The sequence below is a fragment of the Sediminibacterium sp. genome (genome assembly GCF_051861365.1).
Taxonomy (GTDB): domain Bacteria; phylum Bacteroidota; class Bacteroidia; order Chitinophagales; family Chitinophagaceae; genus Sediminibacterium.
On sequence record NZ_JBHYCW010000045.1, the window covers coordinates 1 to 15,154 of the forward strand.

Below are 15,154 nucleotides of genomic sequence, written 5' to 3' on the forward strand. Positions count from 1 at the left end.
AGCTGAGAAGTTGGGCTGTACTATTAATCTTCAAGTTGCTTGATTATCAATAGATAATTATGAATGTCATTATAAGGAGCGTTCCGACAAAGTCGGAAATCGCGACGAAGGATCTATTCGTAAACTACAAAAAAAACCGCCCCTAAAAGGAAGCGGTTTCTCATTGTATTTACTAACAATTTTCATCATTATTATACCATAGTTGGTCGCCTGACCAATTATGCAGCATTAGCTACAACCCATGCTATTACCACAGTTCAAGCACTTGTAACAAGTACCCGAGCGAATGGTGATATGTCCGCAAGTGTTACAAGCAGGCGCATCACTTTGCATGTTCTTCGCTGCTGCATTTACGGCATCCATTCCACTGTTCTCTGCTTTTACGACTGTTGTTGCACGCTGTAATTTCTGTGGTTGTGCTGCGGGAGTGGTATTCGCTGAAGGAGCGGTTACACGAACACTGCTCAACTCAGGCTTTCCCAGTAATGTAGCATCACCATCATCTTCCCCGGTGTTACCGATGGTTGGACGATCCAGCACATGTACCAGATCTGTTCTTCCTAAGTACTCATAAGCCAATGCACGGAATACAAAGTCTACCAGTGAAGTGGTGGTCTTGATGTTCGGATGGTCTACCATACCGGATGGTTCAAACTTGGTGAACACAAACTTCTCTACAAACTCTTCCAATGGCACACCATATTGTAAGCCTACAGAAACTGCAATAGCAAAACAGTTCATGAAGCTGCGAAGGGTTGAGCCTTCTTTCGCCAGATCAATGAATATCTCACCCAATGTTCCATCTGCATATTCACCGGTGCGTAAGAAGATCACTTGTCCGCCGATCTTCGCTTTTTGTGTAAAGCCACGACGCTTAGCCGGCAATGATTTCTTCTCTACGATAGTAGACAACTGACGCTTCAACTTGGTATCGGTAGAAGCATTCATGCGTTTCTGTACCTCTTCTAATAATTCATCCACAGTCAACTGACTCAGATCAACGATATTAGAACCTGTTTCAACGGCAGCAGTCTCTTCACTTGCAGCCTGCAGCTTGTCGCTTGAAGCATCTTCTTTCTTCTTCTTATCAGATTTATTGCTCAATGGCTGACTCAACTTAGAACCATCACGGTACAATGCGTTTGCTTTCAGACCCAACTTCCAGCTTAACATATAGCAATCTGCGATTTCTTCTACAGATGCTTCATGTGGCAAGTTGATGGTTTTAGAAATGGCACCACTCAAGAAAGGCTGACAAGCACCCATCATGCGGATATGTCCGTAAGCATGGATATAACGCTCTCCTTTCTTACCACATTTATTCGCACAATCAAATACAGGTAAATGTTCTTCTTTCAAATATGGAGCACCTTCAATGGTCATGGTACCACATATAAAGTCGTTTGCAGCATCGATCTGCTCTTCAGTGAATCCTAATGCTTCAAGAAGATTGAAACTCCAGTCTGCATATTGTTCTTCTTTAAAACCTAAGCGTTGCATGCACTCATCACCCAGAGTGAAACGGTTGAAGATAAATCCAATTTCAAATGCGGATTTAGCAGCACCATTCAATTTAGCGATCTCATCAGCTGTAAATCCTTTTGCAGCCAATGTTTCATTATTGATGAAAGGAGCATTTTCAAATGAAGCAGCCCCTACTGCATATTGTTCTATTGCTTTGGCTTCTGTTTCATTGTATCCTAAGTTCTTCAATGCCTGAGGAACAGACTGGTTGATGATCTTGAAATAACCACCACCGGATAATTTCTTGAATTTCACCAAAGCGAAATCAGGTTCCACACCGGTTGTATCACAATCCATTACAAGACCGATGGTGCCGGTTGGAGCAATTACAGTGGTTTGTGCATTACGGTAACCATATTGTTCGCCGAGTTGCACTGCATCATCCCATGCTTTGGTAGCAGCTTTCAACAGGTAATCAGGACAATATTTTGCTTTGATACCTTGTGGCTTGATTTCCAATCCCACATAAGCATCTTCAGCATCATAAGCTGCTGCGCGATGGTTACGCATTACGCGCAACATGTCTTCTTTGTTTTCTTCGTACTTATCAAAAGCACCAAGGAAAGAAGCCATTTCTGCAGATGTCTTATACGACACACCGGTCATGATAGCAGAGATCGCTCCGGCAATACCGCGGGCTTCTTCACTATCATAAGCAATACCACTTACCATCAGCATAGAACCGAGGTTAGCAAAGCCCAGACCCAGTGTACGATAATCGTAAGAAAGCTGTGCCACTTCTTTTGAAGGGAACTGAGCCATCAATACAGAAATCTCGAGTACAGTGGTCCATAAGCGGGTAGTATATTCAAAACCTTCTACATCGAATACATTGGTATCATCATCATGAAACTTACGCAAGTTGATGGAAGCCAGGTTACAAGCCGTATTATCTAAGAACATGTACTCTGAACAAGGATTAGACGCATTGATGCGACCACCTTTTGGACAGGTATGCCATTCATTGATGGTAGTATCGTATTGTGTTCCGGGATCCGCACAACGCCATGCCGCATAAGCGATCTTATCCCATACTTCACGTGCAGGGATTTTCTTCATGGTGCGACCATCAGTACGTGCTTTCAATTCCCAGTCGCCATCTTCTTCCAATGCTTTAAAGAAACTGTTAGGGATACGAACGGAGTTGTTAGAGTTTTGTCCGGATACAGTAGCGTATGCTTCTCCCTCATAACTATTGTCATAACCCGCAGCTACCAGGGCAGCTACTTTTTTCTCTTCTTCTACTTTCCAGTTGATGAAATCCATGATCTCAGGATGATCCAGATCTAGACATACCATCTTAGCAGCACGACGGGTAGTACCACCGCTTTTGATGGCACCTGCTGCACGGTCACCAATTTTCAGGAAGCTCATCAATCCGCTTGAAGTACCACCGCCGCTCAATTTTTCTCCGCCGCCGCGAATTTGAGAGAAATTAGTACCCACACCAGAACCATACTTGAATATGCGGGCCTCGCGTGTCCACAAATCCATGATACCGCCTTCGTTCACTAAGTCGTCGCTCACGCTCAGAATGAAACAGGCATGTGGTTGAGGGCGCTCATATGCATTGGTTGACTTTTTCAGCTTACTATCTTTCGGATCTACGTAATAGTGTCCCTGTGGCTTTCCCGTAATGCCATATACTTCATGCAAACCGGTATTGAACCATTGCGGTGAATTGGGTACACAAGCCTGATTCAGGATACTGTATACCAATTCATCATAAAATATCTGGGCATCTTTTTCAGAAGCAAAATAACCGTAACGCTCACCCCATACACGCCAACAATGTGCCATACGGTGTGCTACCTGCTTAACGCTCGTTTCTCTTCCTACTGAACCATCGGGTTGCGGTACACCGGCCTTGCGAAAATATTTCTGAGCAAGGATATCGGTGGCAATTTGGCTCCACTGTTTGGGAACCTCCACGTTGTTCATTTCAAATACCTTTTCACCATTTGGATTTTTAATTACAGAATCTCTGTAATCGTATTCAAACTGGTCGTACGGACTAACGCCTTCTTGTGTAAAGCGACGTCCGAATTGCAAGCCTTTCTTAGAGCGAGTAGTAGCCATAATGCAGTTCTGATTTTAGCGGTTATTTAATGGGTCCCAGCGGATTAACGAAATGTTAAGCGGTTGACGAAAATATCTTTCCGATTTGATAATCCAAGTCCGTAAATATGCACAGCTTGTGAATAAAGAGTGTGGATTTTTTCGCACCTCAAATCAGGGTTGAATTTGCGGGAATATCCCCCGTTGTGGGAAAGATTTTTTGGTGTTTGCCCTTGTTGAATAAAGAATTTTCCGTAAATAAAATGGTGCAACAAACCGGAAATTCCTGCTTTTTAGCAGCTGTGATTTGCTTTCAACACATTATCTTTCAGGTAAATACGAAACAAACAGGGGTTTAGCGTCTTAAACAAAAACTTTTCTGCATTTTTGCAGTAGCATCTATTTAATACTGAATGAAGCAGGTCATATATCAGCAATTGGCAGAAAGAAAGCAAGCGGGCAAGAAATCCTTCACCGTATTGATTGACCCGGATAAGGTCGATAATGCGAGCATTGAGCAGTTGGTATCACTATCTGTAGAGGCTAAAGTGGACTATTTCTTTTTAGGCGGTAGTCTGGTGATTTCCAGCCATCTGGATGAGTGCATCCAGCAAATCAAAGCCAGCTGTGATATTCCTGTCATTCTGTTTCCCGGCTCCCCTTCTCAGGTAAGTAAATATGCCGATGCGCTTTTATACCTCTCCTTGATTTCCGGACGCAATCCTGAATTATTGATTGGTCAACATGTAATCAGCGCTCCTTTTGTGAAAAAAAGTGGTTTAGAGATCATGCCTACCGGTTATATGGTGGTAGATGGCGGTGCTCCAACCACTGTTTCCTATATTTCTAATGCCACACCTATTCCCGCCGATAAAAATGAAATCGCGATGTGTACGGCCATGGCAGGTGAAATGTTGGGTATGAAATTAATTTATATGGATGCCGGCAGTGGTGCCAAAAGACCCATCACCGAACATATGATTGAAAAAGTAGCCCGCCATATTGAAATCCCACTAATTATTGGCGGAGGTATCACTGATCCTGAAAAAGCCTACCGTAATTGCAAAGCCGGCGCTGATGTGATTGTAATTGGCAATGCCATTGAAAAAGATGTTTCCCTGATTAAAGAAATGAGTGCCGCTATTCACAGCAGTTCCCTTGTACAGCACAACAGTTGATCATTACTATTTTGAATACAAAAGAAATATCCATTAACCCATCCAATGATTGCCGTTAATGGAATTCATGGTTGACCGAATCGGCAATTCTTTTTCTTTGTATAAACTTAACCCTTATGAACAACGTCCCATTGTATTTACCATTGGGCTTTGTAGCCACTGTTTTACTTACTTGTTACTTTTTGGTAAAAGCAGCACATGGTAATCGGATCCTAGCAAGTTTGCTGATCATTTGGATGGTTGGACAAAGCGTTGTAGCCATTACCGGCTTTTATACCAACACGCAAACCATTCCCCCCAGATTTATGGCCATGTTGCTTCCTCCGGTAACACTCATACTCATTATGTTTGCAACCCGCAAAGGGCGAAATTTTATTGATCTATTAAGACCAGATCAACTCAGTCTTTTACATACGGTTCGTGTACCGGTTGAATTTTGCTTGTTCGCACTATACTCCTATCAACTCGTTCCTCAATTAATGACTTTTGAGGGAATCAATTTTGATATCCTATCCGGTATAACAGCACCCCTTATTGCTTATTTCGGGTATCATAAAAAAGTACTCAGTAAACCAATATTGCTGATCTGGAACTTGATTTGTTTAGGCCTTTTAGTGAATATCGCATTCCATGGTATTCTTTCTGTTCCTTCCCCTTTTCAACGTTTTGGTTTTGAACAACCCAATATCGGATTAACTTACTTCCCATACATTTTTCTTCCGGGCTTGATTGTACCTACGGTATTATTTGCACATCTGGTTTGTATGCGTGGTCTTTTAATAAGTAAACAAAAATCTATTTAAGAATAGGCTGGCAGTTACACTGCGTATTTAAACTAAGTTGATAACTATCAACTGATTATTCATTCCTTAATGTCCCCCACACAGTAACCATTTAGCCGTGCGCTTTCTCATTTTACAAGGTCACCTGTAAATATTGTAAGAATAAAAAGGAAATCTATAAGTGTCAATCCCTTTCTAAAACCCATATTGCAAATGATATACCCTTCATAATTTGAAGAGACTAAAGAGCCAATAATATTATACATGGGTAATGAATCAACAATCCCTAGAATTTTACAAACAACCTATATTCCTACCGCTGAATTCTACAGTCAGGTCATTGACAGCCTGCTGGATTACTCCATTTTTACCCTGAATACTGAATTGGCTATTAATAGCTGGAATGCAGGTGCCACAGGTATATTTCAATATGAATCCGAAGAAATACTTGGCCAGCCATTCCACACCATTTTTACCCCTACTGATATTGCCGATGGTATACCGGAAAAAGAAATAGAACAGGCTATTAAAGAGGGAAAAGCAATCGATAACAGATGGCATATATGCAAAGATGGAAAAAAAATTTTCGCTTACGGACTGGTATTCCCGCTTTTAGGTGTGGATGGTGAAATGCTTGGCTTCGTTAAAATACTCAGAGACATCACGGAAAAAAAAGCTACTGCTGATGCCATTGATGTATATGTAAAAGACCTTGAAATTTTAAATACACATAAAGATCATGTGATTGCATTATTATCGCATGACCTGAGAAGTCCATTAATAGGTTTTATCAGTTTACTCGAACATACCAGCACTCATCTACATGAAATCAATATAACTGAACTAAAAAACATACTCAACCTTTTACATACATCTGCCCGCAAAGAATTGGATCAACTAGATAACCTAGTAGAATGGGGAAGAATTAAATATGCTTCTGAAACATTTTCACCCACTGATGTGAACTTAGCCCATATATTAAAAAGGGTATATGGAATACTCTCCGGAAATATTCTCACAAAAAATATTGAACTAATCTCGCATGTAGAAGATCCGTTTATGGTATTTGCAGATATTAAAATGTTGCAGTCGATTTTACAAAACATCATATCCAATGCCATTAAATTTTCACATCAAGGAGGTATTATTAGTATTACTGCTACCAAACAGGAAAACAGTATACTAATTACCATAACAGACCATGGAGTTGGCATGAACAAGGAAACCCTTGCACATATTTTCAAACCACAGTTAAGCCGCCTTACTGAACGGAGGACCAATGATGTAAGTGCAGGAATTGGATTATTACTCTCCAAAAATCTCGTCGAAAAGCACGGTGGTAAAATATGGGCAGTAAGTAAAGAAAATGAGGGTACTAGCTTTTTTTTCTCATTAATGGCAGTTACAAAAGCAGATGACAGCCTGAAAGAAAATAGAAAAGCATTTTTTGAAGACTATCAAACAACAGAAGACAATAACAACACCGCATTATAGTATCATACACACGCCAATCTCCATTCTATAACAAAAACAAGAAACAACCATGAAAATCCATATCAAGTACATGGTATCATTTCGATGTAAACTGGTAGTAATAGAACAACTTGACAAACTAGATATTGATTATTATGAGGTATTGCTCGGTGAAGTATCTATAAAGGGAATCATAACTGATGAACAAAGAGAAAAGTTAAGAATTGGTCTATTGAAAAAAGGGCTTGAGTTAATGGATGATAAAAAAGCAATGCTGATTGAAAAAGCAAAAACCATCATTATAGAAATGGTCCATTATTCCAACGAGCCCCCCAATACCAATTACTCAGATTTTATCAGCGAAAAATTAGGTTGTAGCTATACTTATATAGCCAATCTTTTTTCCGATGTTACCGGAACTACTATTGTCAATTTTATTATTGCCCATAAAATTGAACGTGTAAAGGAATTGTTATTATATAATGAGCTTACACTTACTGAGATCAGTTATATGCTGCAATACAGCAGTGTAGCACATTTATCTAATCAATTTAAAAAGATTACCGGATTAACACCTACCTATTTCAAACAAATGCGTCAATTCAGAAAAAGAATTCAACTGGAAGAGGTTGGAAGTTTTGATGAAATAGGAAATGAAAATAAAAACAATACCCTTTAATAATTTTTATTACATTCTGCTCAATAATGCTCAGCCTTCTTTTCGCCTGCTAGTATTGAAACCGGGAGTTTGTTTCCTTTTGGTGGTAGTAGACAGGTAGCATGAGGTGTAAAAGCACAAGGTGGATTGAATGCTTTATTAAAGTCTAGAACTGTGATTCCATCCACACCGGGCATCACCGCATACAAATACCGACCTGAAGCATAGGTTGATCGTCCACTAGTTTGATCACCAAAAACAATAAAAAGCTTATCCCCTTCCTGTAATGCATCCAGACTATAGGTTTCACCTTGTAAAGTGAACAACAGTTTACCTGGTGATAACTGTTGTGTTATTTGTCCCAGTACATTGGCTACAGGAATCTTCGTCGGAAGAAGCGAAGGGATCAGCTTTGCTTGTATACGAAACAATGTATCTATCGGGAAGCAGGGAATAGACTGTAAAGCATCTACAGCCGGATGTTTTATATCGCGGAAACGGATTCCAATCAACTCATCTCTTTGTAATAAGGTCCAACGATAATGAGCAAATGACATTTGTATGGGTTGCACTGAATCGGGATGAAACACCGTCACTTCTTTTTGCATCACCCCATTAGAGCGTATGGCTATATTTTTCTCCAAGACTTGCTTTACAATATTCCCTTTTCTTTCAAAATATCCAACCCGTGCAGGAAAGGAAGGAATAGGAAAGCGAATATCATCTGTAGCAGTACCGCCAAAATATTGTTTACCTTCTTTAATCCAGAAGAGCCCTGCCAAATTGAGCCAGCCTTGCTCTGATTTTAATTCAAGTAGTCGTTCTTTTTTCCATTGATCTATTTCCTGATAATAAAGATCTTGTGCCAAACATTGTTGCATCAAGAAAAGTGACAAGGTAAATATGTATTTGCGAATCATTAGCTGGCTCATTGGTGCATGAATGATCTGTGTAATTTCGTCATTTTGTTAATTTTCAAAGCAGAATATTTAATTTTTCTCCGGAAAAGAAAATTGTTTACGAACTTTACAATATCCCGGCAGATAGTACATTCCTACACCTAAACGTAGTCAATGCCTGGAAAACATAATGCCATATCGATTTTTCAAACAGCTATTGCAGCGGTACACCCTTCCAATCTTGTTTCAAAATATATTCAATTGGCAGATGCTGTTGTGACGATTGGTCAACAATCTTTACCATTATCTACTGATCAAAAGATTTTTGTTATTGGAGCCGGAAAAGCAACAGCAGCCATGGCTTTAGAAACAGAAAGAATTCTTGGTGACCACATCTATAAAGGATGTATCACAACAAAGTACCAACATGCTATTGTACTCGAAAAAGTAGCTTGTTGGGAAGCAGCTCATCCCGTTCCTGATCAAAACAGTTTTCTGGCAGTTAAAAACACGATTCAACTATTACAAGAAGCTACAGCAAACGATATCATTATTTGTTTGTTAAGCGGGGGGGCTTCTTCTTTATGGGCAGATGTTCCTGAAGAAATTTCACAATCTGATATGCAAATCGTTTTTGACAGGCTGTTAAAATGTGGAGCCACTATTCATGAAACCAATACGGTACGTAAACACTTATCAAAAATCAAGGGCGGACAATTATTACGTTATGCACCTAATAGCAAATGGTTTACCCTTATTCTATCTGATGTACCGGATAATGATTTATCTGTTATTGCAAGTGGCCCTACTGTTGCGGATAATAGTACTTACGAAGATGCACTGGGTGTACTGAAAAAATATCAACTGGAAGAAGTGATTCCGACGCGAGTATGGGAATACTTACAAAGGGGTGCTAAAGGTTTATTTACAGAAACGGTTAAATACAATGATCCGTTATTGAATATTGTAACGAATATAATGATAGGAGCGAATGACATAGCGATAAAAGCTGCATCTGAAAAGGCACAGACAATGGGTTATCAGGTACACCGTTTAGATCCATTACATGGAGATACAATCATTACAGCACAAGCGATTATTGAATTTTGTAAATCTTTTACAGGTTCATTGCCTGCATGTATAGTCACCGGAGGAGAAACGACCCTACAAGTAACCGGAACGGGTATTGGAGGACGAAACCAACACATGGCACTCACAGCTTTGATTGAGATGAAAAAAAGAAAAGACAATGAAACCTATTCACTTACTTTTTTGGCAGCAGGAACAGATGGTACTGATGGACCAACAGATGCTGCCGGCGCCATTGCAGATATAGAATCAATAGCCATCAGCGTTCAAAAGAAATTAGACCCGGATACCTATTTCACGAATTGTGATGCCTATTCCTTTTTTAAACAGACCGGAGGATTATTAAAAACAGGTCCCACACAAACCAATGTAATGGATCTGGTATTGGTTTTAATAGAATAAGTGACCAGTTCAAAATAAGGAATGTATTCTTTCACCAAATGTTTAGTTCATGTCTCTTAGACAATTTATTGCATCTAGAAAATTTTTACGCCCATTTAGCTTTTTAAAAGATACAGCCACCAATAGCTGGAATGAAATCGCCAGTTTATTTGGATTAGATGATGATGTATTTTTCAACCCGCTCCATCAAAAAATTGAATCACCGGTTAAAGTCATTTTGATTGGTGCAGGACATCGTGGAAATATTTATGCAAGCTATATGCTCGAATATCCGGAAGAAATGAGGATTGTTGCCGTAGCGGATGCAAGCTTATCAAGAAGAAAACAAGCAGCTGAAGCGTATAATATTCCTGATCAATATTGTTTTAGCGATTGGTCTGAAATATTCAACCAGCCAAAATTTGCTGATGCAGTAATTATAGCAACACCTGATCAATTACATACACAACCCTGTCTTGCCGCACTTGATGCCGGGTATGATGTACTGCTGGAAAAACCCATTGCACCTACAGAAGAAGAATGCCGACAAATCTTACAAAAAGCTAAAGAAACCGGAAAAATTGTGGGCGTTTGTCATGTACTACGCTATTCTCCTTATTTCCGTGAGTTAAAACAAGTAATAGATGCAGGATTGATAGGTAATATCATTAGCATGCAACACATGGAGCCGATTGAACACATACACATGAGCCATTCCTATGTAAGAGGCAAATGGCGCAACAGCAAAAAAGCGACTCCGATTATTCTCGCGAAATCATCACATGATACCGACATCATACGATGGCTGGTGAATAGTCCGGTTCATGATGTTCACTGCTTTGGCAATTTAAGTTGGTTCACCAATCGCAATGCACCGAAAGGAAGTACTGAAAGATGTACAGATGGTTGCGCTGTTGAAGGAACATGCCCCTATTCAGCTATTCAAATCTATTACCGTGACCGAAAAAGACTCTATGTATTTGATCCACCCGCAGAAGAAGATGATTGGGGTGAACATATTTTAGAACAACTCAAAACAACTGATTATGGAAGATGTGTGTATAAAATGGATAATGATCAACCCGACCACTTAACAGTAAACATGTTATTTGAAAATGGTGTTACCGCAGCGTTTTCCATGGAAGCCCATGTTTCTTATGAAGGAAGACGAACACGCATCATGGGCTCAGCAGGTGATATCATGGGTGATATGGAAACTTTTGTACTAACAGATTTCAAAACCAGAAAGCAAACATCTTGGAGTCTGAAAACCGATCCACATGGCGGTGGTGATCATCGACTCGTGAAAGACTGGCTCCAAGCGGTTTATCAGCAAGACAAAAATTTACTCAGTTCATCCATTGAGGTATCCGTTGAAAGTCATCTGATGGCTTTTGCTGCCGAAAGGAGTCGGCAACAGAGAACCATAGAAGATGTTAGATTATAACGATCTACATTTCTTTTGTAATTTATTTTTCAATTCTACCTATGTCGACTACTCAAAAACTCAATACCTGGAAAGCAACTGCCATCAGTGGAAATGACATTACTTCATCCTGCTTGTATGTTTCAGCAATTACCATTGCTATGTCCGGACAGTATGCTTGGATTGCATTGTTGATCGTAGCTGCCGTATTATTCTTATTCAGAAAGATTTATGGTGAAGTAGTTGGCGCATTGCCTTTAAATGGGGGCGCATATAATGTATTATTGAATACCACTTCTAAAACCAATGCCTCGGTTGCAGCTTGTTTAACCATTCTATCTTATATGGCTACCGCTGTTATTTCTGCGAGTGAAGCCATGCATTATTTGCACCACAGTTTACCTCAAATCAATATTATTCTAGCTACCCTTTTATTGTTATTCTTTTTCCTCTGTCTTACTATTGCCGGAATTTCGGAAAGCGCCATTGTTGCACTTGTTATATTTATCATCCACATGGCATCGATGGCTTTACTTGTAATAAGTGCTATTTATTTTTTAGTGACTCATGGAACTTCTGTTCTCGTTGAAAATTTCTCTTTACCCATTCGAGGAGGAAGTTTTGGAATGGCTTTATTTTTTGGATTTAGCGCAGCATTATTAGGCATTTCAGGGTTTGAGAGTTCTGCTAATTTCGTTGAGGAACAACAAAAAGGAGTGTTCCCTAAGACACTTAAAAATATGTGGCTAGCTGTATCCATCTTAAATCCTTTGATTGCATTTTTAGCAATTGGAGTCATGCCGGTAGCTGAAGTAGATGCCCACCAACAATCATTACTAAGCCACATGGCATCTTTAACAGGCGGACAATGGCTGGCAACCATCATTTCATTAAATGCAGTATTGGTATTGAGCGGTGCCGTGCTTACTTCTTTTGTAGGCGTTAATGGTTTGATTAAACGTATGACCTTAGACAGAGTATTGCCCCAGTTTCTATTAAAAGAAAATAAACGAGGTAGTAGCTATCGTATATTGATTACATTTTTTCTGCTCTGCATCTCCGTATTAATGGTTACAAAAGGTGCGCTGGGTCCGTTAGCAGGTGTCTATACCATTTCGTTTTTATTGGTGATGATCTTTTTTGCATTGGGCAATCTTATACTGAAAATCAGAAGAGCAAGATTACCCAGGCCTGAATACGCTTCTCCATTATTTGTTCTGATTGCTTTAATGGGAGTATCGATTGGACTGTATGGAAATGTCAAAATGCATCCGGAATATCTGGTGGTATTCTTACAGTATTTTGTTCCTACCATGTTATTGATCTATGCTATGTTGAACAGGAATCATATCTTGGAATTTATATTGACCATATTAAAATCCATAACAACCGAATTAAGAAAACTTTCTTTATTGAGTCACCTTGTCATCAACAAGTTTCTGGACAAACTACATGCGCAAGATTTTGTGTTCTTTTCAAAAGGAGATGATATTGCCACACTGAATAAAGTAATGATTTATTTACAGGAGAATGAGATCACCAGAAAAATCAGAATTGTGACGGTATTATCTGAACACCAGCCTCCTCCGGAACAATTTCTAAAAGACTTTGAAGTATTGGACAGAGCTTATCCCGAAATTAAAATGGAGTACATTACATTGGAAGGGAAATTTGGACCTGAACTGATTGATCAGTTAAGCACAGAATGGAAGATACCTAAGAACTTTATGTTTATCAGCTCTCCGGGTGATAAATTTAGTTACCGAGTAGAAGACTTAGGCGGTGTTCGTTTAATTCTATAAAACTAATTTTCATGATAGCACTATACATAACAATAGCCATTATTTGTGTAGGGATATTTCTGTTTGTAAAAGAATACTTTAGTATTGATACTACTTCAATTTTAATCATGGCATTATTTATTGTCACTGGAGTATTAAGTCCGGAAGAAGGATTTTCAGGATTTAATCACCCAGCTACTTTAACCTTAGGCTGTATGTTTGTGGTGAGCGCTTCGGTTTTCAAGAGCGGGATGATTGATGGCCTTTCTCAAAAAATTGTTAGGCTAGCAAGGATACACTATATTATTGCTTTAATTATTTTTTGTGTCACATCAGCATGTTTATCTGCTTTTATTAATGACGCTGCTGTTGTTGCCCTTTTGATACCTATGGCATTGTCGGTGTGTCATCAGGCAAATATTAGTCCTTCAAAACTGCTTATCCCAATATCATTTGCTGCTTTATTCGGAGGAACTTGTACACTCATTGGAACTTCAACTAATATTCTGGTAAGTAGCTATGCAGAAAAAAGTGGTTTAATGGGTTTTGGCATGTTTGAATTTTCAAAAGCGGCTCTTTGCTTGCTGGCAATAGGTTTGTTATATCTGTTTTTCATTGCCCCTTTTCTTTTACCAAATAGAAAAAGTACAATGCCTACTAATGGGATTCAAAAGGCAGAAGAATATGTAGCCGAATTAGTAATTCTTCCAGAAAATAAGGACGCAGGTAAACCTATTGCTAAATCATCAATTCTGCGTGACTTAAATGTTCAAATTATTTTTTTAAAAAGGGGGGCAGCTATTTTTGAGAACCCTTCTACAGAGATCATTTTACAAGAGCAAGACATTTTAAAAATCGCTGCTGATCCTGTTACATTACAAGCCATTCAAAAAAATACTTCCATAGCTTTCAAAGGAGAAACTCAAAGAACAGAAACTGAACAAAAGGGTTATAAAATTTATGAAGTGATGATACCATATGGTTCAAATCTTGCAAATTTTTCATTGAAACATTTGAATTTCATGGATCGGTATCATGCTACTGTTATTGCAATAAGACACCGCAATGAAACAATTCTACATAATATCACTGATGTAATACTAAAAGAAGGTGATATGCTTTTATTGTATACTGATGATGAAGCCATGCAACAATTGATTCAGGCTGGCCAAGTTATTTCACTTTCTACTTATTCGAATAAACAAGTAAATTATAAAAAAGGGATACCCGCTTTACTCATAGCAATTGGAGTTGTAGTAGCCGCAGCTACAGGACTTACTTCTATATTGATTAGTGCCATGATTGGCTGTGTAGTATTGGTAACTACTGCTGTCATTAAACCTAAAGAAGCATATGATGCAATAGAATGGAAAGTTATTTTTATGATGGCAGGGGTTCTTTCTATGGGAAAAGCATTGGAAAAAACAGGAGGTGCAGATTTAATTTCAGAGCAGCTTGTCGATTTACTAGGTTCACTTGATCCGAGATGGATTTTAGGTATTATTTATATAATTGCTGTACTTTCTACTAATATATTGTCTAGCAAAGCAACCGCTGCTTTGTTATCACCTATCGTAATTAGTATTGCTCAGTCGTTACAAGTCAGTGAAAAACCCTTTTTGATAGCTGTTATGTTTGCTTGTTCTCTTACTTTTATGTCGCCAGTAAGCTATCCAACAAATACCATGGTCTATTCACCAGGAAATTATCAGTTCAAAGATTATATAAAAGTTGGAACTCCTTTGAATATCATTATTTGGCTAGCAGCGTGTTTTATAATTCCCTATTTTTTCCCATTCAAATAGTCGTTTATCTGTTCTATATTTTTTCATTATTGTCCGACTAAATTTATTGTAAATTCTTTGTAAACTGCAGCGGGTCGTCAATTTGAAAGATTTTAATAAT

General features: G+C 38.8%; 10 protein-coding genes. 8 read left to right on the forward strand and 2 right to left on the reverse strand.

From position 1 onward, the window contains the following. Positions 1-228 precede the first annotated feature (228 nt). On the reverse strand, positions 229-3,603 hold the full coding sequence (locus tag ACTIEV_RS14690) for a vitamin B12-dependent ribonucleotide reductase (RefSeq protein WP_439516729.1): 3,375 nt from the start codon (positions 3,601-3,603) through the stop codon (positions 229-231). 392 nt (positions 3,604-3,995) lie between these two features. Between ACTIEV_RS14690 and ACTIEV_RS14695 the strand changes: the two genes are divergently transcribed. The 4 genes from ACTIEV_RS14695 to ACTIEV_RS14710 all read left to right on the forward strand — a co-directional run bounded on the left by ACTIEV_RS14695 (position 3,996) and on the right by ACTIEV_RS14710 (position 7,694). Continuing rightward, on the forward strand, positions 3,996-4,760 hold the full coding sequence (locus ACTIEV_RS14695; RefSeq protein WP_322195139.1) for a geranylgeranylglyceryl/heptaprenylglyceryl phosphate synthase: 765 nt from the start codon (positions 3,996-3,998) through the stop codon (positions 4,758-4,760). A 116-nt stretch (positions 4,761-4,876) separates the two neighbouring features. Further along, a complete protein-coding gene (locus ACTIEV_RS14700; RefSeq protein WP_322195141.1) occupies positions 4,877-5,563 on the forward strand; it encodes a hypothetical protein in 687 nt (228 codons plus the stop codon). Between the two features lie 243 nt (positions 5,564-5,806). After that, positions 5,807-7,036: a PAS domain-containing sensor histidine kinase gene (locus ACTIEV_RS14705; protein ID WP_322195143.1), complete on the forward strand. Its 1,230-nt coding sequence runs from the start codon at positions 5,807-5,809 to the stop codon at positions 7,034-7,036. A 70-nt stretch (positions 7,037-7,106) separates the two neighbouring features. Continuing rightward, positions 7,107-7,694 (forward strand): helix-turn-helix domain-containing protein, encoded by a 588-nt coding sequence (locus ACTIEV_RS14710; protein WP_439516730.1) that lies wholly within the window; start codon positions 7,107-7,109, stop codon positions 7,692-7,694. 20 nt (positions 7,695-7,714) lie between these two features. Here the strand turns inward: ACTIEV_RS14710 and ACTIEV_RS14715 are convergent, their stop codons facing one another. Next, the gene (locus tag ACTIEV_RS14715; protein WP_322195147.1) at positions 7,715-8,605 is read right to left on the reverse strand and encodes a DUF1684 domain-containing protein; all 891 of its coding nucleotides are present in this window, start codon (positions 8,603-8,605) and stop codon (positions 7,715-7,717) included. Positions 8,606-8,746: 141 nt separating this feature from the next. Here ACTIEV_RS14715 and ACTIEV_RS14720 point away from each other — a divergent pair, with 141 nt between their 5' ends. The 4 genes from ACTIEV_RS14720 to ACTIEV_RS14735 are packed head-to-tail and all read left to right on the forward strand — an operon-like array spanning position 8,747 to position 15,054. After that, entirely contained in the window at positions 8,747-10,063 is a 1,317-nt protein-coding gene (locus ACTIEV_RS14720; protein WP_322195149.1) for a glycerate kinase type-2 family protein, read from the forward strand. Between the two features lie 49 nt (positions 10,064-10,112). Then, positions 10,113-11,489, forward strand: coding sequence for a Gfo/Idh/MocA family protein (locus ACTIEV_RS14725; protein WP_322195151.1), 1,377 nt, complete (start codon positions 10,113-10,115; stop codon positions 11,487-11,489). A gap of 41 nt (positions 11,490-11,530) precedes the next feature. Further along, positions 11,531-13,270: an APC family permease gene (locus ACTIEV_RS14730; RefSeq protein WP_439516731.1), complete on the forward strand. Its 1,740-nt coding sequence runs from the start codon at positions 11,531-11,533 to the stop codon at positions 13,268-13,270. Positions 13,271-13,281: 11 nt separating this feature from the next. After that, complete coding sequence (locus ACTIEV_RS14735; RefSeq protein WP_322195155.1) at positions 13,282-15,054, forward strand: SLC13 family permease; 1,773 nt, start codon at positions 13,282-13,284, stop codon at positions 15,052-15,054. Positions 15,055-15,154 lie beyond the last annotated feature (100 nt).